The 21,008-nt window shown below is 68.0% G+C and carries 16 protein-coding genes and 3 pseudogenes; 8 read left to right on the top strand and 11 right to left on the bottom strand.

Translation table 11 applies throughout. The annotated features are described in order from the left end of the window. Positions 1–53 precede the first annotated feature (53 nt). On the bottom strand, positions 54–2,768 hold the full coding sequence (acnA, locus tag FHX80_RS24805) for an aconitate hydratase AcnA (protein WP_145766215.1): 2,715 nt from the start codon (positions 2,766–2,768) through the stop codon (positions 54–56). A gap of 391 nt (positions 2,769–3,159) precedes the next feature. Then, positions 3,160–3,540, bottom strand: coding sequence for a hypothetical protein (locus tag FHX80_RS24800; protein ID WP_244318423.1), 381 nt, complete (start codon positions 3,538–3,540; stop codon positions 3,160–3,162). A 206-nt stretch (positions 3,541–3,746) separates the two neighbouring features. Between FHX80_RS24800 and FHX80_RS24795 the strand changes: the two are divergent. The 4 genes and pseudogenes from FHX80_RS24795 to FHX80_RS24780 all read left to right on the top strand — a co-directional run. After that, positions 3,747–4,079: pseudogene (locus FHX80_RS24795) on the top strand (MMPL family transporter); the annotation flags it as partial. 225 nt (positions 4,080–4,304) lie between these two features. Next, positions 4,305–5,108 carry a class I SAM-dependent methyltransferase gene (locus FHX80_RS24790; RefSeq protein WP_145767478.1) on the top strand — a complete coding sequence of 268 codons (804 nt, stop codon included), beginning with the start codon at positions 4,305–4,307 and terminating at the stop codon, positions 5,106–5,108. 137 nt (positions 5,109–5,245) lie between these two features. Next, positions 5,246–5,656, top strand: coding sequence for a VOC family protein (locus FHX80_RS24785; RefSeq protein WP_145766214.1), 411 nt, complete (start codon positions 5,246–5,248; stop codon positions 5,654–5,656). 68 nt (positions 5,657–5,724) lie between these two features. After that, a pseudogene (locus FHX80_RS24780) lies at positions 5,725–6,021 on the top strand (helix-turn-helix transcriptional regulator); the annotation flags it as partial. A gap of 426 nt (positions 6,022–6,447) precedes the next feature. Here FHX80_RS24780 and FHX80_RS24775 read toward each other — a convergent pair. From FHX80_RS24775 to FHX80_RS35925, 3 genes and pseudogenes are all read right to left on the bottom strand, one after another. Beyond that, positions 6,448–6,767 (bottom strand): annotated as a pseudogene (locus FHX80_RS24775) (ISAzo13 family transposase); the annotation flags it as partial. Positions 6,768–6,898: 131 nt separating this feature from the next. Further along, entirely contained in the window at positions 6,899–7,414 is a 516-nt protein-coding gene (locus tag FHX80_RS24770; protein WP_145766213.1) for a DinB family protein, read from the bottom strand. Between the two features lie 43 nt (positions 7,415–7,457). Beyond that, a complete protein-coding gene (locus tag FHX80_RS35925; RefSeq protein ID WP_244318422.1) occupies positions 7,458–7,736 on the bottom strand; it encodes a hypothetical protein in 279 nt (92 codons plus the stop codon). A gap of 323 nt (positions 7,737–8,059) precedes the next feature. Here FHX80_RS35925 and FHX80_RS24760 point away from each other — a divergent pair, with 323 nt between their 5' ends. Together FHX80_RS24760 and FHX80_RS24755 are read left to right on the top strand one after the other, a co-directional pair. Then, positions 8,060–8,821 (top strand): trimeric intracellular cation channel family protein, encoded by a 762-nt coding sequence (locus tag FHX80_RS24760; protein WP_244318421.1) that lies wholly within the window; start codon positions 8,060–8,062, stop codon positions 8,819–8,821. Next, positions 8,818–10,074 carry a M20 family metallopeptidase gene (locus FHX80_RS24755; protein ID WP_145766212.1) on the top strand — a complete coding sequence of 419 codons (1,257 nt, stop codon included), beginning with the start codon at positions 8,818–8,820 and terminating at the stop codon, positions 10,072–10,074. The genes FHX80_RS24760 and FHX80_RS24755 overlap by 4 nt, the downstream gene beginning before the upstream one ends. Positions 10,075–10,251: 177 nt before the next feature. Here FHX80_RS24755 and FHX80_RS24750 read toward each other — a convergent pair whose 3' ends face one another. Next, positions 10,252–10,902 (bottom strand): MOSC domain-containing protein, encoded by a 651-nt coding sequence (locus FHX80_RS24750; protein ID WP_145766211.1) that lies wholly within the window; start codon positions 10,900–10,902, stop codon positions 10,252–10,254. Between the two features lie 261 nt (positions 10,903–11,163). On the opposite strand from FHX80_RS24750, the gene FHX80_RS24745 reads away from it, so the two are divergent. Continuing rightward, the gene (locus FHX80_RS24745; RefSeq protein WP_145766210.1) at positions 11,164–12,693 is read left to right on the top strand and encodes a helix-turn-helix domain-containing protein; all 1,530 of its coding nucleotides are present in this window, start codon (positions 11,164–11,166) and stop codon (positions 12,691–12,693) included. Positions 12,694–14,284: 1,591 nt separating this feature from the next. On the opposite strand, the gene FHX80_RS24740 is transcribed toward FHX80_RS24745, so the two are convergent. Beyond that, complete coding sequence (locus tag FHX80_RS24740; protein ID WP_244318420.1) at positions 14,285–14,659, bottom strand: hypothetical protein; 375 nt, start codon at positions 14,657–14,659, stop codon at positions 14,285–14,287. Between the two features lie 240 nt (positions 14,660–14,899). Here FHX80_RS24740 and FHX80_RS24735 point away from each other — a divergent pair, with 240 nt between their 5' ends. After that, the gene (locus FHX80_RS24735; protein ID WP_145766209.1) at positions 14,900–15,481 is read left to right on the top strand and encodes a hypothetical protein; all 582 of its coding nucleotides are present in this window, start codon (positions 14,900–14,902) and stop codon (positions 15,479–15,481) included. Between the two features lie 122 nt (positions 15,482–15,603). Here FHX80_RS24735 and FHX80_RS24730 read toward each other — a convergent pair whose 3' ends face one another. The 4 genes from FHX80_RS24730 to FHX80_RS36645 all read right to left on the bottom strand — a co-directional run bounded on the left by FHX80_RS24730 (position 15,604) and on the right by FHX80_RS36645 (position 20,949). Continuing rightward, positions 15,604–16,326: a hypothetical protein gene (locus FHX80_RS24730; protein WP_145766208.1), complete on the bottom strand. Its 723-nt coding sequence runs from the start codon at positions 16,324–16,326 to the stop codon at positions 15,604–15,606. 101 nt (positions 16,327–16,427) lie between these two features. After that, positions 16,428–17,018 (bottom strand): hypothetical protein, encoded by a 591-nt coding sequence (locus tag FHX80_RS24725; RefSeq protein WP_167523626.1) that lies wholly within the window; start codon positions 17,016–17,018, stop codon positions 16,428–16,430. A gap of 437 nt (positions 17,019–17,455) precedes the next feature. Next, the gene (locus tag FHX80_RS24720; protein WP_145766206.1) at positions 17,456–19,534 is read right to left on the bottom strand and encodes a DUF262 domain-containing protein; all 2,079 of its coding nucleotides are present in this window, start codon (positions 19,532–19,534) and stop codon (positions 17,456–17,458) included. Positions 19,535–20,499: 965 nt separating this feature from the next. Beyond that, the gene (locus tag FHX80_RS36645) at positions 20,500–20,949 is read right to left on the bottom strand and encodes a hypothetical protein (protein ID WP_167523623.1); all 450 of its coding nucleotides are present in this window, start codon (positions 20,947–20,949) and stop codon (positions 20,500–20,502) included. Positions 20,950–21,008: the final 59 nt, after the last annotated feature.

Raw genomic sequence — 21,008 nt, 5'->3', positions numbered from 1 at the left:
GCCGCACCCCCGTCACCGGGGATGCGGCCCTCTCGCCGTACTGCCGCTGATCCCTACTTGCGGATCAGGCTGCGGAGCACGTACTGCAGGATGCCGCCGTTGCGGTAGTAGTCCGCCTCACCGGGGGTGTCGATGCGGACGACGCCGTCGAACTCCACACCGGTGTCGGTGGTGACCTTGACGGTGCGCGGGGTGGTGCCGTTGTTCAGCTCGGTCACGCCGGTGAAGGAGAAGGTCTCCTCGCCGGTGAGGCCGAGGGACTGGGCGGTCGCACCCGCCGGGAACTGGAGCGGGAGGACGCCCATGCCGATGAGGTTCGAGCGGTGGATGCGCTCGTAGGACTCGGCGATGACGGCCTTGACGCCCAGGAGGGCGGTGCCCTTGGCCGCCCAGTCACGGGACGAGCCGGAGCCGTACTCCTTGCCCGCCAGGATGACGAGCGGGGTGCCGGCGGCCTGGTAGTTCTGCGAGGCGTCGTAGATGAACGACACCGGCGCGTCGGCCTGGGTGAAGTCGCGGGTGAAGCCGCCCTCGGTGCCCGGCGCGATCTGGTTGCGCAGGCGGATGTTGGCGAACGTGCCGCGGATCATGACCTCGTGGTTGCCACGGCGCGAGCCGTAGGAGTTGAAGTCACGGCGGTCGATGCCGTGCTCCGTGAGGTACTTGCCGGCCGGGGTGTCGGCCTTGATCGCACCGGCCGGGGAGATGTGGTCGGTGGTGACCGAGTCGCCGAGCTTCGCGAGGACGCGGGCACCGGTGATGTCCTCGACCGGGGTCGTCTCCATCGTCATGCCCTCGAAGTACGGGGGCTTGCGCACGTAGGTGGACTCGGAGTCCCACTCGAACGTGTTGCCGGTGGGGATCGAGAGCGCCTGCCACTGGGCGTCGCCCGCGAAGACGTCCCGGTAGGACTTGTTGAACATGTCCTCGCCGATGGAGTTGGCGACGACGTCGTTGACCTCGGCCTCGGTCGGCCAGATGTCGGCGAGGTAGACCGGCTTGCCGTCCTGGTCGGTGCCCAGGGCGTCCTTGGTGATGTCGACCTTCATCGAACCGGCGATGGCGTACGCGACGACCAGCGGCGGGGACGCCAGGTAGTTCATCTTGACGTCCGGGTTGATCCGGCCCTCGAAGTTACGGTTGCCGGAGAGCACCGAGGTCACGGCCAGGTCGTGCTCGTTGACCGCCTTGGAGACCTCTTCCGGCAGCGGGCCGGAGTTGCCGATGCAGGTGGTGCAGCCGTAGCCGACGAGGTTGAAACCGACCTTGTCGAGGTACGGGGTCAGGCCCGCCTTGTCGAAGTAGTCGGTGACGACCTTCGAACCCGGGGCGAGGGTGGTCTTGACCCACGGCTTGCGGGTCAGCCCCTTCTCGACGGCCTTCTTCGCGACGAGCGCCGCGGAGACCATCACGTACGGGTTCGAGGTGTTGGTGCAGGAGGTGATCGCGGCGACGGTGACGGCGCCGTGGTCGAGCTCGTACGAGGTGCCGTCGGGGGCGGTCACGGTGACCGGGTTCGACGGGACGCCGTTGCTGGCGGCCGGGGAGTCGGAGGCCGGGAAGGACTCCTTGCCCGCCTCTTCGTCGTCCGAGACGTAGTTGCGCACGTCCTGGGCGAACTGCGCCTTGGCGTTCGCGAGGACGATGCGGTCCTGCGGGCGCTTCGGGCCGGCGATGGAGGGGACGACCGTGGAGAGGTCGAGCTCCAGCTTCTCGGAGAAGTCCGGCTCGGCGGCCGGGTCGAGCCAGAGGCCCTGCTCCTTGGCGTACGCCTCGACGAGCGCGACCTGCTGGGCGTCGCGGCCGGTCAGGCGCAGGTACTTCAGCGTCTCGTCGTCGATCGGGAAGATCGCGGCGGTGGAGCCGAATTCCGGCGACATGTTGCCGATGGTGGCGCGGTTCGCGAGCGAGGTGGCGGCGACGCCCTCACCGTAGAACTCGACGAACTTGCCGACGACACCGTGCTTGCGGAGCATCTCGGTGATGGTCAGCACGAGGTCGGTGGCGGTGGTGCCGGCCGGGAGCTCACCGGTCAGCTTGAAGCCGACGACGCGCGGGATGAGCATGGAGACCGGCTGGCCGAGCATCGCGGCCTCGGCCTCGATGCCGCCGACGCCCCAGCCCAGCACGCCGAGGCCGTTGACCATGGTGGTGTGCGAGTCGGTGCCGACGAGGGTGTCGGGGTACGCCTGGCCACCCCGGACCATGACCGTACGGGCCAGGTGCTCGATGTTGACCTGGTGGACGATGCCGGTGCCCGGGGGGACGACCTTGAACTCGTCGAAGGCGGTCTGGCCCCAGCGCAGGAACTGGTAGCGCTCCTTGTTGCGGCCGTACTCCAACTCGACGTTCTGCGCGAACGCGTCGTTGGTGCCGAACTTGTCGGCGATGACGGAGTGGTCGATGACCAGCTCGGCCGGGGCGAGGGGGTTGATCTTCGCCGGGTCGCCGCCGAGCTCCTTGACGGCCTCACGCATGGTGGCGAGGTCCACGACACAGGGCACGCCGGTGAAGTCCTGCATGATCACGCGGGCCGGCGTGAACTGGATCTCCTGGCTGGGCTGAGCCTGGGAGTCCCAGCCGCCGAGCGCCCGGATGTGGTCGGCGGTGATGTTCGCGCCGTCCTCCGTGCGGAGCAGGTTCTCCAGCAGCACCTTCAGGCTGTAAGGGAGGCGCGCGGAGCCCTCGACCTTGTCCAGCTTGAAGATCTCGTACGACTCGTCGCCCACGCGCAGCGTGCTGCGGGCGTCGAAGCTGTTCGCCGACACGACAGTCTCCTTCATCAATGTGCGCGTAACTCCGCGCCGCGCCTCACCACGGCGGGCGCCGCGTGGTGCCGCCTTCAGCCACCCGACCATCCGCTAAGGTAAGGCTTAGTTAGGTAGCCCTTACCTCGTGGCGGCCCGCTGTGCGCCTTCGGCATATATCTCGATGTCGAGATAACTCTAGTACATCGCCGGGGAAGGGTCATGCCAGGGCTCCCTGACCGCCGCCATCCAATCGAGGCGTTCGACAGCCAACCCAGTCGTTTCGGCTTCCTTGCCAGCGAACCCAGTCGTACGAGGTGACGCACTGGGGGCACTGGGTCCCGACCTCGTTCCAAGCGCTGCCGTGAGAAGACCCACCGACGCCGCGCGCAGGACGACAAGCGCCGGGCGACTAGCAGTGATAGCCGTCAGGACACGCAGCGAGCAGTACGCCGAAGACCCAGAAGAAGAGGATCGGCACGCTGGACATCGCTCCCATCATGGCGAAGCGCCGGCGAGCCTGCCGTCGACGCCCGATGAGCGCCACCACGAACCCCACCGCCGGCGCGACCACCGCACTACCCAGAGCAGCCAACCCGAATATCCTGCCGAACTCCTCCCGCACCGCCGGAAACCCCATCGCAAGAGCGATGACAGGAGTCAGCCAGATCAGGGAAGCAGCCACCCACCACCACGACAACCCCGTGATCACCCGATCCACCCCAGAAGGCATCCGGCGATCAGGCAGCACATCGCCGGAACGCGGGTCCGGACCGACCCTGAGAGATGACATGCCCAAATCATAGGTAGTCCTCCGGCCCAGCAGCACTTATCGGCGGAGGTTGCGCCGGGGTCTTTGACACTCAACTTAATCCGCCAAGGTCACGCGGCACCTCAACGACTGACTTCGCCGGCAAAGGACACCTGACCGCACGCGCCCAATCGAGGCGTTTGCTCACCGAACCCAGTCGTTTCGCCCTCCGCCCCAGTGAACCCGGTGAACTCCACGACCTGGGCGAGGACAACGAGTCCGCCGTGACCAAGGGCCTCGGGCACACGGGACGCATCGTCAGCGCGGCGGCCTTCCTCCTGGCGGTGAGCTTCTTCGCCTTCGGGACGGCCGAGCTCAGCTTCATGCAGCTGTTCGGCCTGGGCAGCGGCCTCGCCATCCTCATCGACGACGTCGCGGTACGCGGCATCCTGCTGCCCGCCGCGATGCGTCTGCTCGGCCGGTCGGCCTGGTACGCGCCCGGCTTCCTGCGCACGTTCCACGCGCGGTTCGGCCTCAGCGAGGGCGGCCCCGCGCCCGAACCGGCAGCCGCCGCAGCCGCCCCGGTCACACCCCGCGGATGTGCCCGCCTCCCCCACCGGAGGCGGGCACGTTGGCGCAGCATCCGGACCGGGTCGGGGCGGATGCCGCCGGGCATGGTGGACTTCGAGCCTGGCGGACGGATCAGGTCCGACGGACGGATCAGGTCCGGCAAACGGATCAGGCCCGGCAGACGGATCAGGTCCGGCGGCGGAGAGACGCAGGCGGAGAGAGACGGTGGGCGGCGCATGACCGAGCAAGGCAAGGACCACGGATATCTGCTGGACAACCAGCAGTCGGAGGCGGGAATCCGGTTCGGCGCGCTGGCCGAGCTGTTCGATCCGGTGACGTTCCGGCACATCGACCGGATCGGCATCACCGAGGGCATGCGGTGCTGGGAGGTCGGAGCGGGCGGCCCCTCCGTTCCCGCAGGTCTCGCCGAACGGGTCGGCGCCACCGGGCAGGTCGTCTGCACCGATATCGACGTGTCCTGGGCCCGGGACGCCGCCTCCGACGTCGTCGAAGTCCTGCGCCACGACGTCGCGGCCGATCCTCCGCCGCCGGGTGGTTTCGACCTGGTGCACGCCCGGCTGGTCCTGGTGCACGTCGTCGACCGCGCCGAGGCCCTGCACCGCATGGTCCAGGCGCTGCGCCCCGGTGGTGTGCTGCTCCTGGAGGACGCCGATCCGGGGCTGCAGCCTCTGCTGTGCCCGGACGAGTCGGGCCCCGAGCAGCGGCTCGCCAACCGTCTGCGGTCCGGGTTCCGGGAACTCATGGCGTCGCGCGGCGCCGATCTCTCGTACGGCCGGACGCTGCCCCGGCGGCTGCGCGAGGCCGGCCTGCTCGACGTCCGGGCGGACGCCTACTTCCCGATCACCTCGCCGGCCTGCACCGTTCTTGAGGCTGCGACCGTCCGGCAGATCCGTGGCCGGCTCGTGGCCGCGGGGATCGCGACCGACGAGGACATCGACCGCCACCTGGCGAACGTCGCCACCGGAGACCTCGATCTGGCGACGGCCCCGATGATCTCCGCCTGGGGCCGGCGGCCGTAACCGGCCGGGAGGCTTCGGCCGGGGTGTGGTGTGCCCAGGAGGGCGCGGCGGACCGCGTGACGGACGGCGTGACGGACGGCCGGATCGGTCGGGGTTCGAGGAGGGCGGGTCACGGGACCGCGCCTAACCTGATCGCCATGGACATCACCATTCACACGAGCGCCCTCCCGCACAACGACCCGGACGCGTCCCTCGCCTTCTACCGCGACGCCCTCGGCTTCGAGGTCCGCAGTGACGTCGGACAGGGCAGGATGCGCTGGATCACGGTCGGCCCGGCGGGCCAGCCCGACACGTCCATCCTCCTGGCGCCCCCGGCCGCCGACCCCGGGGTCACCGAGGACGAACGCCGCACCATCACCGAGATGATGGCCAAGGGCACCTACGGCTGGATCCTGCTGGCCACCCGGGACCTCGACGGAACCTTCCAGAAGGTGCAGGCGGGCGACGCCGAGGTCGTCCAGGAGCCGACCGAGCAGCCGTACGGAATCCGCGACTGCGCCTTCCGCGATCCCGCGGGCAACATGGTCCGCATCCAGGAGCTCCGCTGAGCCGTCCGGCCTTCAGCAGCGGTCGGCAGCCATCGGTCGCCGTCGGCAAATCGTGGACAGCCATCGGTATGCGGCGGCAGCCGCAGGCAGTCGACGACATAAAGGGGAGTTCACTCTTGTGCCACCCTGCGCGGGCCCGCGTCCAGGAGCAGCGCCTGCGCGAACTGGCGCTGCTGCGCCGGGTCCGCGACCGGATCGACCGGGAGTACGCGCAGCCACTGAACGTCGAGGCGCTCGCCCGCAGCCTGAACATGTCCGCCGGGCACCTCAGCCGCCAGTTCCGGCTGGCGTACGGCGCGGCGACGGACGCGTACCTGATGACGCGTCGTGTCGAGCGGGCGTCGGCGCTGCTGCTCCGTGACGACTGCGTCTGCGGGCCTCGGAGCCGCCCACGTCCGGCTTCCTCAGCCTCGGGACTGGTGGGCTCGCATGTTGAGGTGTCGCGTATTCGGGGATAGGTTTCCGGGCTCCGTCACTCTGCGTCGGTCACTCATGCGGGGCCCTGAGGTCCGTGTTGAAGGCGACGGTGGCATGATCCGGGCCGTGGATCAGCTTTCGTACTCGGCTGCATGGCTGTCACGGTGGCGTGACGAGATCACGGATGCGGTGAACTCCATGGTCTTGATGTTCGACGAGACGAGCGGCTATGAGCCGGGCACGAGCGGTCATGCCGGTAGGCACACCGGCAGGCGGTGCAGTACAACCCCGCGTCCAGGGCCTGACCGCACCGGCACACCCAGCCCATGTGGCGGCCTGGGTCGCCGATGCCCTCGCCCGCTGTCCCTGATCGTCGGATCGCCCCGCTCGTCGGGCTCGACCAACGCAAGCAGAGCCGGCCGCAGCCCCGGATCAAGGTCCGCTGCCCTCTTCCGGCCACCAACAGGACGGCGGAGCCGCCCCAACAGAACTTGCCCGACTCCAGTTCGGCCACTCCGCGCGAGACCGTGCCCACCCCGAACCCGGCCGCGGCAACGACGAAACTAATCCCACCATGCCCCGGCGACAGTGCTTCCGCCCCTATGGCCAGCCGACGCTGACGCTCATCGAGATGTGGCAACAACACCTGGAACTTCGCCGCCAGGACGTCCTCGGTCCCCTCCGGTCTCCCCATACCAGAACCACGAGACCCACAGTTGGAAGCCACAACTTGATTCCCGGCAAGCCCTGACAGGCTCTCCCGCGATTGGTCGTGAGGCGTGTTGGCCTGGTTCCTGAGGCAGGGGCCCGATACGCGGAGCCGCGCTAGTAATAGCCCTTCGTGCCGTCGAGCAACTCTCGGACGATGTCCGCGTGCCCCGCGTGCCGCCCCGTCTCCTCAACGAGGTGGATCAGCATCCAGCGGAGGTTGGCGCTGCCAGAACGGAAGCCGGGGTGTCGGCCGACATCGTCCAGGGAGGCCGCAGCGACGATCTCGTTACTGCGGGCGCACTGGGCCTCGTACTCCGCGAGGAGCTCGGCGAGGGGGCGGCCGTCGGTGCGCCAGTCGGCGTCCTCGCTCGACTCGTCGAACGACGGGTTCTGCTTCTCGTCGCCGCCGAGGAACAGCACCTCCAGCCACATGTGCTCGGTCCAGCGCATATGGGAGATGAGACCGGCCATCGTCATGACCGGTGAGGTCGGGATGACCGGGCGGTGTGCGTCCTCGTCGCTCAACCCCTCGCATTTCCAGCGCAGGATCTGCCGCTGCAGGTCCAGCCAGCCGATGAGCGCGGTGCGTTCGTCCGCTTGGAGCGGGGGACGTTCCAGTTCCGATGTCATGCCGGCGCACGTTACCGGGGCGGTCGGGAGGGGACACCTGGATTTACGGGCCCTTCCGCGATTGATGATCTGCGTCACGGTTGGGACATCGGGGTGTCGTTGCGAGTGGACGGGCCTTGCGCTGGGCCGGAACCGCGGGGACGCCCTGGCCACCGCCGAGCGGCCGGCAGCGGGCGAGGAGTTGGCGGTACGCGGCGGGGAAGGCGCTGACGCGCGGGGTGCAGCCCTGGCCGCGCCGTACGGTCGCCCCGCGGTCGAGGGCGGTCCGCTCGGCGGGCTCCAGTTCGGCGGTACGGAGGAAGTCGGCGACCTTGCCGGGCATGGCGAGGGTGACCGGCAGCTCCGGGGCCGGGGCGTCCCCTGCTCGACGGCGGTGTGGTCGGGCATGAGGTCGGCGACGGCAGTCCGGATCGCGCCGCGACTGACACCGTGGTCGCGGGCGAGGGCAGCGATGGAGCGGCCTGCGAGGCAGGCGGTGCGTACGGTGTCGGTCTTCGCGGCCGGGACGGCCGGGCGGCGGCCGCCCCTGCTGCCCTTGGCCTCGGCGGCGCGCGGTCCGTCGTAGGTCAGCTCTCGTTTGAGCGGCCCCTGCTGCTCTCGGGTACGCCGCGCATCCGTTCAGATGGTCGGGGGTAGGCTCGCCCCATGTCCGCTTCGTCCGTTATGTCGACCCCTTCCCTCCCGCATGGGATTGATGTCGCCTCGCGCTACCTGGATCTTGCCGGCGTCTTCTCGTGCGCGCTGCTGGGCGGTGCCGTGGCCCGGAGTGTGGGCCTGGACCTGTTCGGGTTCCTGGCGGTCGGCATCATCTCCGGTCTGGGCGGCGGTGTGATCAGGGACGTGCTGCTGCAGCACGGCACGCCGGTCGCGCTGACGGACTACGCCTACCTGGTGACCGCCGTCGCCGGTTCCGTGGTCGTCTTCCTCATCAAGATCAGTGAGGAGTCCTGGAACCGGCTGTTCACCGCACTCGACGCTGCGGTCATCGGATTCTGGGCGGTCGCCGGCGCCAACAAGACGCTGGCAGTCGGACTGGGCTGGCTCCCGGCCGTCCTCTTGGGAACAGTGACCGCTGTCGGCGGCGGCGCCTTGCGCGACGTCATCCTCGGCCGGGTGCCTGCCGTCTTCGGCCGCAACGGCCTCTATGCCACCGTCGCCATCGCGGTCGCTGGAGTCATGGTGACCTGCTCCTACCTCGGCGTCCCCCAGGTCGGTATCGGCCTCGGCATCGCCGTGGCGCTGGCCTTCCGGCTCACCGCCGTGCACTACGACTGGAACCTGCCCAACGGGCTGGACTGGCAGCCCCAGTCCAAAGTGGCCTCGACGTTGCGGCGGCACCGCACCAACCCCGCCAACACCAGAAACGGGGACGAAGGACAGTCCCGACCTCCCAAGGAGCCAACATGACCGAAAGTGCCCAGATCGTACTGGCCGGTCTTGATGCCATCCGTTCCGACCTCGAGGATCTCTACCAGGACCTGCACAGACACCCCGAACTCGGCCTGCGCGAGCAGCGCACCGCGCACAAGGCGTCGGACGCCTTGCGGGCCTTCGGCTACGAAGTCACCGCCGGCATCGGCGGCACCGGCGTGATCGGGGTCCTGGCCAACGGCGACGGTCCGACCGTCATGGCCCGTGCCGACATGGACGCCTTGCCGGTGCGGGAACAGACCGGCCTGCCCTACGCCTCCACCGCGACCGTGACCGGTCCGGACGGCACCGAGCAGCCGGTCATGCACGCCTGCGGACACGATGTGCACGTGACCTGCCTGATCGGCTGTGCACGGCTGATGGCTCAGGCGAAGGACGTCTGGCGGGGTACTTTCGTGGCGCTCTTCCAGCCCTCGGAGGAGAACGGCGACGGCGCCGACGCCATGATCGACGACGGTCTGACGTCCCGCTCGCCCAGGCCCGACGTGGTACTCGCCCAGCACGTCCTGCCCTATCCGGCCGGCTACGTCGGCACCCGCCCCGGGTCGTTCCTGTCGGCCGCGGACAGCCTGGCCATCACCGTCCACGGACGAGGGGCACACGGCTCCATGCCCCAGGCTGCGGTGGACCCGGTGGTGATGGCCGCGATGATCGTCGTACGCCTGCAGACCATCGTCTCGCGCGAAGTGGCCGCCACGACTCCCGCCGTGATCACCGTGGGCAGCATCCACGCCGGTTCCGGCCCCAACATCATCCCCGACAGCGCCGTCATCCAGCTCAACGTGCGCACCTACGACGACGAGACGCGCACCCAGGTACTGAAAGCGATCGAACGGATCGTCACGGCCGAGTGTGAGGCGTCCCGCTCGCCGAAGGCGCCCGAGATCAAGCGGATCAGCTCCTTTCCGCCCACCGTCAACGACGAGGTCCCCACCCGGCGCGTCGCCGAGGCGTTCGCCGCCCACTTCGGCGACAGCGCGCACACCATCGACCTCCAGACCGCCAGCGAGGACATGAGCGAGATCCCCAAGGCGTTCGGCGTGCCGTTCACCTACTGGGGCATCGGCGGCATCGACCCCGACCGGTACGCCGAAGCCTCCAGGAACGGCACGCTCGCCCAGAACATCCCGGTCAACCACAGTCCCACGTTCGCTCCCGTCATCCAGCCCACCCTGGACACCGGCGTCAGCGCCCTGGCCGTAGCCGCACTCGCCTGGCTGGGAACATGACATGAACCCCGCCGTCTCCGGCCCGCTGCCGTGAGGGCGAGGCGGACGACGATCCGCGTCGGAGCGAGGCCGCGGATCGGCACGGTCGTGTGCGTGCGGCTGATTCCGCGTCTGCTTCCGGCTCCCGGTGCCCGCTCCCGCGCAGGCCAGGAGCAGGGCCGCGCACTGAAGATACGCCTACGCGGAGGTCCGGCGCCGGACCAGTTCCTTGCCCTCCTCCGGCAGCGCGTCGGCGGCCAGCAGTCGCGGCAGCAGGTCACCTTCCACGGTCATGGCCCGGAAGACGAGCGCGACGGTCACGTCGTGATCCGGCCGGTGCATGATCTCGACCGGGTCGCCGGCCCGGATGTCGCCGGGCTCGATCACGCGCAGATACGCCCCGGGTAGCGCGGCCCGCGTGAACCGCTTGATCCAGCCGTCACGCCCCAGCCAGCCCTGGAACGTCCCGCAGGGGATCCGCGCGCAGGACACCTCCAGCAGGACATCCGGCCCGATCCGCCAACGCTCACCGATCAGGGCGGCGTTGACGTCCAGCCCCAGGGTCGTGAGGTTCTCCCCGAAGGCCCCGTTCGCGAGCGGCCGGCCCAACTCGGCCCCCCAGTCGTCCAGATCCTCGCGGGCGTAGGCGTAGACGGCCTGATCCGCACCGCCGTGGTGCTTCACGTCGTAGACCCGGTCACCGGCGAGGCCGACCGCACCGGTGCCCTTGGGGCCGGGGGCGGTGACGGCGACCGGCCCGTCGACGGGCCGCTTGTCGATACCGGTCGAGCTCAGCCCCTTCCAGGGGTTGGGACGGGGGCAACCGATATTGACGGAAAGCAGCTTCATGCCGGGGACCATACGATCACCTGCACGCTCGGGCGACACATTTTCCCCGCCGCCCGGCGCCGACACCCTGCGGTCCGGCGCCGGCGCCCGGCACCGATGGACGCGCTCCACATGCCGAGCACGTACGGCGGGAGGAGCATGGAGGCGGGCAGCGTGCCCACGGGCAGCCGCGCCCCCTGCGCCACGGCTCTGCGCCCGCCCGTCACCCGAATGCCCTACCCCGACAGCAGGCTCATCTCATATTTGAGATAGCCTTTCAGCATGTCAGACGACTACCTCGTACGCATCGGCAAGCTTATCCGTGACGCCCGTCAGCACAGGGGCTGGACGCAGAGCCAGCTCGCCGAGGCGCTCGCCACCAGCCAGAGCGCCGTGAACCGCATCGAGCGCGGCAATCAAAACATCAGCCTTGAGATGATTGCCCGCATCGGCGAAGCCCTCGACAGCGAGATCGTGTCGCTCGGCTACGCCGGCCCCATGCACCTACGGGTGGTCGGCGGCCGTCGGCTGTCCGGTGCCATCGACGTCAAGACCAGCAAGAACGCCTGCGTGGCGCTGCTCTGCGCCTCGCTGCTCAACAAGGGCCGCACAGTGCTGCGCCGGGTGGCCCGCATCGAGGAGGTATACCGCCTCCTGGAGGTGCTGAACTCCATCGGGGTGCGCACCCGGTGGATCAACGACGGCACCGATCTGGAGATCGTCCCGCCCGCCCGGCTCGACATGGACGCCATCGACGCGGACGCCGCCCGCCGGACCCGGTCGATCATCATGTTCCTCGGACCGCTGCTGCACCGGATGGACCAGTTCAAGCTGCCGTACGCGGGCGGCTGCGACCTCGGCACCCGGACCATCGAGCCGCACATGATCGCGCTGCGCCGGTTCGGTCTGGAGATCGCCGCGACCGAGGGGATCTACCACGCCCAGGTCGACCACTCCATATCCCCCGAACGCCCGATAGTGCTGACCGAGCGCGGCGACACCGTGACCGAGAACGCGCTGCTGGCCGCCGCCCGGCACGACGGAATCACCGTCATCCGCAACGCGTCCTCCAACTACATGGTCCAGGACCTCTGCTTCTTCCTGGAAGCGCTGGGCATACGGGTGGACGGCGTGGGCACGACAACGCTGACCGTGCACGGCGTGCCGAACATCGACGTGGATGTCGACTACTCCCCCTCCGAGGACCCGGTCGAGGCGATGAGCCTGCTCGCCGCCGCCGTCGTGACGGAGTCCGAGCTGACGATCCGCCGGGTGCCGATCGAGTTCCTGGAGATCGAGCTCGCGGTGCTGGAGGAGATGGGCGTCGACTGCGGCCGTACGCCGGAGTACGCGGCCGACAACGGACGCACCAGGCTGGTCGACCTGAAGGTCAGGCCCTCCAAGCTGGAGGCGCCGATCGACAAGATCCACCCGATGCCGTTCCCCGGCCTGAACATCGACAACGTCCCGTTCTTCGCGGCCATCGCCGCCTCGGCCCACGGCCAGACCCTCATCCACGACTGGGTCTACGACAACCGCGCCATCTACCTCACCGACCTCAACCGGCTCGGCGGCCGGCTCCAACTCCTGGACCCGCACCGGGTTCTGGTCGAGGGCCCGACCCGGTGGCGCGCGGCCGAGATGATGTGCCCGCCCGCGCTGCGGCCGGCCGTGGTGGTGCTGCTCGCGATGATGGCGGCCGAGGGCACCTCAGTACTGCGCAACGTGTATGTGATCAACCGCGGTTACGAGGAACTCGCGGAGCGGCTGAACTCCGTGGGGGCGCAGATCGAGATCTTCCGGGACATTTGACCGGCGGGGTGGCGTGCCCCTTGGAGGCAAGGGGCACGCCACCTCAATGTGCCAGCTGACCTGCGGATACGCACCTTCACCGCCCTCCACTGATCACTGTTGTTTTTCAGCACCTTGTGCAACGCACGTGCAATATGATCTTGAATAGTTGACGGTACGTCAGGAAAGTCTGAGTATCCGTCGGCCCTCACGGAGGGTTGTCGCCGAGGTGGCCTCGCACCGTCCGATGTCGGTCGTGTCACGCCGACCGCGTCTGGTCGACGAGGTGAACCGCCATCTGCCCGACGTCTCCGGCCTCGCGACGCAGCCTGGGGTCCGGCCGCGCATCCGAGTCCTCCGGCTGACCACCTCGCCACGCAGAAGAGGACCCGCACCACGCGGGCGCGGGTCCTATGTCGTAGACGGGCGCCGTGTCACGGGCTGAGCCTGCGCCCACCTCGTGGGAGCACCCGCCGTGACGTCAGGGCCAGCGGGGTGTCGGGCCGCCCTACGATGAGCAGCGTGACAAGCCTCCGCGCCCCAGGCTCCGGCCCTCAGCACATAGCCGTGGGGAGCGCCGAGACCAACCTACAGCTGACCGACTCCACCCGACTGATGTATTCCGCCGACATGGCCGCCTTCACTGCCTGGTGCGCGAGCGTCGGTCGGCGGCCGCTGCCTGCTACCCCGGAGACTGTCACTGAGTACGTGGCGCACTTGACCGTAACCCCGTCGCCGCAGACCGGCCGCCCGCTCGCCCCCGGGTCCATCAATCGTGTCCTGACCGCCGTCCGCGCTGCGCACAGAGCGGACGCTGCGCCCGCCCCTGAGACCGAGGGCGCTCGCAAGGTACTGTCCGGCTACCGTAAACGCCTGGCCGCCGCCAATGGCCGGGCCGAGGCCCGAGCCGCCCGCCCCCGTAGGGCCGGGCCCTCCACCCCGGATGCCTTGCGCGAGATGCTCGCCACCCTCGATCAGGACACGCTCATTGGGAAGCGGGACGCCGCGCTGCTGCTGCTTGGCTACGCCTGCACCGCCCACGTCTCCGAGCTGGTCTCGCTCGACCAGGCCGACGCCGTGGAGACCAACGCAGGGCTCCTGGTAACCCTCTACCGGCGCCCGCTCAAGCGGCACGACAAAGTGGCCGTGCCCTATGGCCCCATCCCCGCCACCTGCCCTGTGTGGGCCGCTGCTCGCCGCGCTGAACGCCAAGGGGCGCACCAATGGGCCGCTGTTCGTCCCTATCGATGGCCACGACCACATCACCCCTCCAATGACCCATCACGCCCGGAGCGTCGGGGCCCCGTCCGGCCGCATCACCCCTACCGTCGCGGCCGCCATCGTCACCCGCGCTGCCATGCTCGCCGACTTCGAGGGGCAGTGGACTGGCCACTCCCTGCGCCGCGGGTTTCGACACCGCCGCCCGCCGCGCCAGCCGAGAGACGTAGTCGGCGGCCTTCTCGGCGCTCTCGCGGTGCCGGCTCAGCCACGGGTGGAGGGCGTCGCGTTCGCTGCTGACGAGCTGGCCAGGAAGCGTGATGAGCATGGACGGGTACCGGCTGACCGGCCCCGGTCGGTCTCGTGGGCGACGCGGCGACCCTCCACGAGCGCATCAAGCCGGTCGAGGACCGCCACACGCTCCGGGGTGCCGTACGCCCCAGCCAGGCCCGCGAAGATCTCGATCCGGGATTCGGGTGACGGCCAGCTCGGTGTTTTTCAGGTGCCCGAGCACCGTATCCAGGTACGGCAGTCTCTCGTTCGTGTCGGCCGTGACGGCGTCGCCTCTGATGGACCCCAGGCACTCGCCCAACGTGATCAGCTCGTTCAGAGCCTTGTCCGCCGCTACCTGGCCGATCTCTAGGAGACGCGCCTCCCGGGCCTGCTTCCTCTGATGGGACAGCGTGAGCCACACACCGCCAAAGGACGCGGCACCACCCACGAGGGCACCGCCGAAGCCGATCAGGCCTGAGAGAACTTCCGGTTGCATGACGATCATCCTGCCGGGTCAGGGGAGTTGATGGGGCTGATTCCGTCAGGGTCCTTCGAACCTTCCTTCACGCCTGGGGTGCGATCCCTTTACGGCTCTTCCACATGTACGATCACGCGTCACTAGGTGATGGGGTGCGGTGACGCCTGCCGGTAACCCCTCCAGCACTCAACGGAGGTCGTGTACGTGGGCATCAGTGGGAGGGAGGGTGGGTCGACTTTGGCGTGTGGCGTCGTCGTGGTGAGTGCACTCATCGCGACGCTGTCGGGGTGCGGCGACAACGACCCCTCCTCGGACGCCGAGTCAACGACCAAGCCCAGCGCTACCGCGAGTGCCTCGGCCGGCTCGCCGAAGCCCGTCAGCCCTTCGCCGGAGAAGCCCGTCACGCAGGAGCCGGAGGAGACGGTCACCCCCGAGCCGAAGAAGGTCACCCTGTCGCTCGCGGAGATCGCCGACACCCCCGGCACCTTCGAACAGTTCAAAGAGTTCGTCTCCAAGCACGGGACCACCCAGCAGAAGAAGGCTGTCCAGCACCTCAAGGGGTGGCGGGGCTATGAGCGCAAGTTGGCCTACCCGGCCCTGGAGGCCAGCTCCGACTACCCCACCGTCGACTACGAGGCCATAGACGGTGGCGACGCGGTGGAATTGGAAAAGATGCTGGACCTGGAGGAGCAGAGCCACCACATAGCTGAGGCACTCGCGGCCTGGTGGGAGATCGACGAGACGGCGGTCTTCCAGGTCTACGACCGCAGTGGCGAGCACGCCGCTGGCACGTCCTGCATTCGGCCTGACAGCGTGGAGAACGAGGGGTCCTGCATCTGACCCATCACATGTAACGGAGCCCGGGGCCAGGAGGCGATCCTCCAACGGTTCCCGGGCTTCCGTCATGACGGCCGTCAGGCGGAGGGCGTGACGCGCCCGTCTGTTCCTCGTCGATTGAGCTATCAGCGGCCTCGTGGCATGTCGGCTATGGCGCTGTGGATCGCGTTAGCGGCGTTCTCCATTCGCTGCGCTGCCCTCATCAGCAGTGCGGCCCTGTCTTCTAGGTTCCCCAGAGTGTCCGCGGCCGAAGCGAAGAGGCCGACGCTGTCCTCGAAGCTACCCAATGACCGCGCTGCGCTGCTGAACAGCTCGATGGAGTCGGAACTTATGCCGAAGCCGTGGATGCGAGGATCGGCAAGTTCATCGAGCAGGGCGTTGAGGAGGCTGGCCAGTTCCGGGGCGGTCTTGGAGAACTCGGCCAGCGCAGGGCGGACCTGATCGAGGAACTCCCCTTGGGCCTCGGCGAGCATCTCGCCCAGACGGGCTTCGGTCAGCCCGGTCAGGCCCTCCAGCGCTTCGACGCTTCCGCCTTCGCGGTCGGCCTTCCACTTTTCGAGGAGCTCCTTCGGGTAGTCGGCGCTGCTGGCGCCGTCGATGGTGGTGTGGTGGGGGACGCACAACAACAGCAGGTTCTTGAAGCTGTTGCGCTCAGGCACGGACCATGTAGCGTCGAACCGCTTTCCGCCGGGGTTGATGGCTCGAATATGCGCGATCTCCGCGTTCAGTCTGGGTACCCCGTTGACCATCGTGATCACACGGCTCGTACATCCAGGCCAGTAGCAGTAGCCCCTGCACAGGGTCATCAGCCCGGCGAGTGTGGCGTTGTCGTACTTCCTCTGTGCCATGTGCCCCCCTTTGCGACAGCTTCTCGGGACTGTAGGCCGTCATGCGGCACCCCGCCACGGCGCCATCCAGCCGGGCCGGCTGTCGCTCACGGATGCCCGCTTCACGGACTTGACTCTCCGGGTTCGAGCGATGCATAACGGTCGGCCTCCTCCCGCACTATCGCCATCCGCTCCTGTTCGAAGGCATCGATCTCCCGGGCCTTGAGTAGGGCCTGGGAGGGCGCTGGCAGTGGCCGGTTGCGAACCGCCGCCCCCAGGCAGTCAAGGCCGTATCGACAGACCTCTGACGGCAACATCAATGATCCCCCGTGCGCCGTGTAGTCGGTCAGCTCGTAGATCATGTCCATGTAGCCGAGCACCTCTTCGATCCGCTCACGCAGCGCATCATCGCGGAGACGAAGGACGGCGGGCTCCATTTCCGCCGCGAGCCGACCCAGCTCTTTTTGCCATGCCTCCCACCCTCCGCGCTCCTGCGGGAAGTCATGTGCCCGCTGCTTGATCACGTACAACTGGGTGATCGCTTCGTTCGCAGAGGCTTCGGCCTTCTCCTCTATCCGGAGGTCTCGCGTCGTCTTCGTCTGACGGTTCTGGGTCACCACCGAGGCCCAGATCGACAGTCCGCCACCGATCGTGGTGCCCACCAAGGTGCCCGCGAGCCCCGCCCACACCGATCCATCCATGTTGTGCATCATGCCGACGGGACCAACCCCATAGGGCTGATCCCGTCAAATTCTACGAGTCCGGCTCGGACTCTCCTCCTCCACGTCCTCAGGCGGGCGGCAGAGTCTTCAACTCCGGCTCCTTCGCACCCACTCGGCTGCCGGATCAGCCAGCGCCGAGGGCCACGGCCGGATGCCGGCCCAGGACGCCGGGTTGTAGCGAACGGCGTGCTCGCCGGTCCCGTCCGCGTACGGCGCCCCGTCTCCGGCCAGCCAGGCTCCCAGCTTTCCCACTGCATCCGGAGGAAGCGGACGCTCGAGCATCCGCGCGTCCAGATCCCCGGCGCCCTCTCGCCATCCCATCCGAACCCTCTCCTGTGGTTCCGCCAGTTTGCCTCGACAGCAGGCGTCACCGGTTCGTGACGGATTCTGTCCCGAGGATGTGCATTCCCGCACGGGTGCGGGACGGTTCAGCTGGTCTTGCGGGCGGAAAGTGGGCTGGAACCAGGTACGGCCCGGATACCGGGAACGTTGTCGGCGCGCAGTCTGGCGGCCACAGCGCCGGGACTGATCTCACCGGCCTCGTACTGGCTCGTGGGGATCGCCACTATCTGCGAAACCGCCAGGACGCTCCCGACCGGGAGACCGGCGAAGGCCTCTCGCATGTGGCGGGCGACATCGCGCCGGGACCGGGGCATCTGAACCGTCGCCGGCCTACCGACGGGAGTAGCCTCCCGCGCCCCCAGCCGGGGTGCCGGGAAGCCTGCAAATGAGAAGGCGGGTGCGCCTCCATCCGGGCGTTGCCAGCGCCGGGAGAACGCCTCGGACAGATGGTCAGCCCGGGCCAGGATGGTCTCCTCGTCCCACTGAGCAGGCAGGGAACGGTTCAACGAAAGTGCACTGTGCACGAGGATGTCGGATCTCTTGCGCTCCCAGGGACCATTGGAAACCGATGTGTTCAGTCTGCCGGTGAGCAGAGTCAGGTTTCCCACGGTGTGGAGGAGGGACTGCCTGCGCTCATGAGCCTCGACGCTTCCGCGGCCTCCGCCTTCGGGGAGCGGCCAGTGTTCCTCCCAGGCCTGGGGCAGTAGGTGCTCGATCGTCAACTCCCCGTTGTGAACCTGTCGCTCGGTCTTGCCCGAATACAGCGAGTCCTCCAACTCGGCCAGCAGCAGCCGCATCCGGGTCCGCGTGAGTTGCTTGTACAACGGCTGGGACCGAAAGACTTCTCGGATATCGCGATCGCGGGGCCAGAACCCGGAGTCGGTTTCCTGTCGGAGCAGAAAGTCCGCCACGACCGACGGGTCGTCCTTCGCCTTCAGCTCCTTGAGCAGTTCCAGGAAGAGCCGGTTGTAGTTCTTCGTCGTCAGGCGGCAGACGGTGCGTCGCACCAGGTAGGAGTCCAGGGTGGCCACCGCGCCGGCCCGGTCGTCCTCGTCGAAACGGCTCACCAGCCACAGGAGCACGGGCATCACGGTGTTGGCGTCCAGAACACCAACAGTGCGCAGAAAGCGGCCTTCCGGTGTCAGCGGCTGTTCCTCGGCCGCCAGCCGTCGGTAGGCACCTGCCCGCTCCACCAGGCGCCTCATCAGATTGACCAGGCCCATATCAGCGGCCTTGACGTACCTGCGAAAGGTCAGGAAGAGCTCGGGAGCCATCACCTCCTCGGCGAGTTCACCCGTCAGGTACTGCATGAGGAAGACGTCCAGGCGAGGCCGCTTCAGCCTTCCCTGCCGCACCTCCTTGCGCCAGTCAGGCGTCTCCAGCTGCGCCCACAGGTCCCTGTACAGCTCCTCCACCGGGAGCCCTTGCTCCTCCGCCTGCTGGAAGACCAGGTTCTTGACCAGGTCGGAGGCCTGCAACGGGGTGCCTCGGTCGTTCAGAGCCTCGAAGATGACCTGGGCGTTGTCCTCGGGCTTGAGATCGATAACGACCAACTCGAACTTGTCACGAAGCACGCGCACCAAGGCATCAAAGCCCTTGTCCAGCCTGCTTTCGTAGTTCAGCTCTTGTGCCCACTCGACCGTGCGGTTGCGAAAGAACCAGTACGCCTGGACGATCGCCGAGGCGCCCGGAGTGACGGGGAATGCGACGTCGACGGGCCGCCGGAGCCGACCGTCCATGACCATGCGGAACGAGTCACGGTCAATGTTGGTAGGCCACACCTTGTAGGCAGCATGCGGGTCGTCGGTCATGTCGTCGTCGTTGGCGGTCAGTTTGACGAGCGCACGTACGTACCTGTCCTGGACATTGAGCTCCCGTGCGACATCGCGGACCGCGGCAAGGAGAACCTGAAGTGTTGTCAGCCTCTGCTGTCCGTCGATGACCTGTCTGGCGGGCATCGACCCCGTGAGTGTCAGCAACTGATCCAGCACGACCGCACCAAGAAAGTGCGGATGAACTTCCTCATCCGCCATTCTTTGGTGGACCAGAGCGGTGACGTCCTCCCACAGCGGGCGCCAGTTCCGGTCCTCCGTCCAGACGTACGGCCTCTGGAAGACCGGCACGACGAGTCGCCGGTCCGGCCCGAACAGATCGCGCAAGGTCATCGATTTCGCTTCCACACTGTCCTCCAATAGGGGCTGGTCACACGAGCCGAGTGCCTGTCATTGAGGTCCTCTCGGCCGATTCAGGGACTAGCGTCAACCCCGCAACCAGTGGCGAGACCGATGCGAGACGGACGGGGTACCGCCGGAAATCGCCCCTACAGTCGTGACTGCCTCGGAGCTGCCCAAGAAACGACAACCGCACCTGACGGTTGTGATTGGAGATGTTCGTGTCCAATAAATTCCGTTTTACGTATCGACGCTGAAGTTCGACAGACGTCCCCCGCCACCCACGCAACACGCCCTCGCACCTCGACGTGGTTGCAGTCACGCAGCTTCATCATCCGGAAGGTCACTCGACCGCACATCGTCAGAGACGATCCTCGCATGGTGAGTCACGCGATTCGTCAGCCCCCTCCCGGACGGGGCGGCGTCCGGCTCCGCCGCGCCACACATGCGTCGACAGGCACCGTCTCCTCCAGCCAAGGGAGGCTCGACAGCCGAACGGCCGAGGTGTCAAGGTCGAGTTGGAGCCATGTCGAGGGAAAGGGTCGATCCACAGCCGCGCGAGGAGCGTCGGGATCACTGGTGGGCAGGCTTGCGGTGAGTCCGGCGCACGGCCCGGTGCGCCGGACTCACCGGTAGCATCCCTGGCCGGTTGACCGAAGGGCATGCGGCTGACCTGCCCCCTTCGGCCGGCCGATCGCCGAACCCGTCCTCCGTGACCGGCTGCGGACCCGGGCCCGCAGCCGGCCCGCCCGCTCCACCGGCCTACGGAAGCTGCCCCTGAAGCGCACCGCGAACAACCGTGTCCGGCTCGAGATCGCGCAGATCACACGCAACCTCCTGAGCCTGGATACCGATACTCGCGTTGACCAACCGGCACTCGGGCCACCATCCTGCCCGCGCACGGCCACAGAGTGCGAAATGGGTCGTCGCCACCCTCGGCACCCCACCACGAATGAGCGTCAGGATTCGGTGGGTTCGACGGCCTCCTGTTTCACCAATCTGTCCCGCAGCTTCTTCGCAGCAGGTTTCACCTTGTTGTCCCAGAAGGGCTTGACATGAGGAGCGATGAGAATAGCGCCTACTACGGCCCCGCCGATGGCCAACTTTTTCCAACTGAGCTGATGGTCATCGTCACCACCACTACCGCTGCAGTCCACGATGGGCTCGTACTCGGAAATGGCCTCTTCTGGGAGGCGCAGCGGCGCGGTCTGCTGGCCGACGGCACGCTGTCCGGCGGGCAGGTCGCCGCCATCTGTGACGGTGTGGGTCCTGGCAGCGCCGAGTGGCTCGGTGAGCAGGTGATCCGTTCCTCGGTCACCCGCACTGCCGTCACCTCTGCTCGCACCATTGGGGGCTTGGCGGAGAACGAGTCGCTGTCCCCTGGGCAGCTCATCAATCACGCCTTGCACGCGCTCGGTCCACTCGATGACGTGCGTACCCGCTGGCGGACGGCGAACGACCACTCTCC

This window comes from Streptomyces brevispora (genome assembly GCF_007829885.1).
Lineage (GTDB): Bacteria > Actinomycetota > Actinomycetes > Streptomycetales > Streptomycetaceae > Streptomyces > Streptomyces brevispora.
This window is presented reverse-complemented; position numbering and strand designations above follow the sequence as displayed.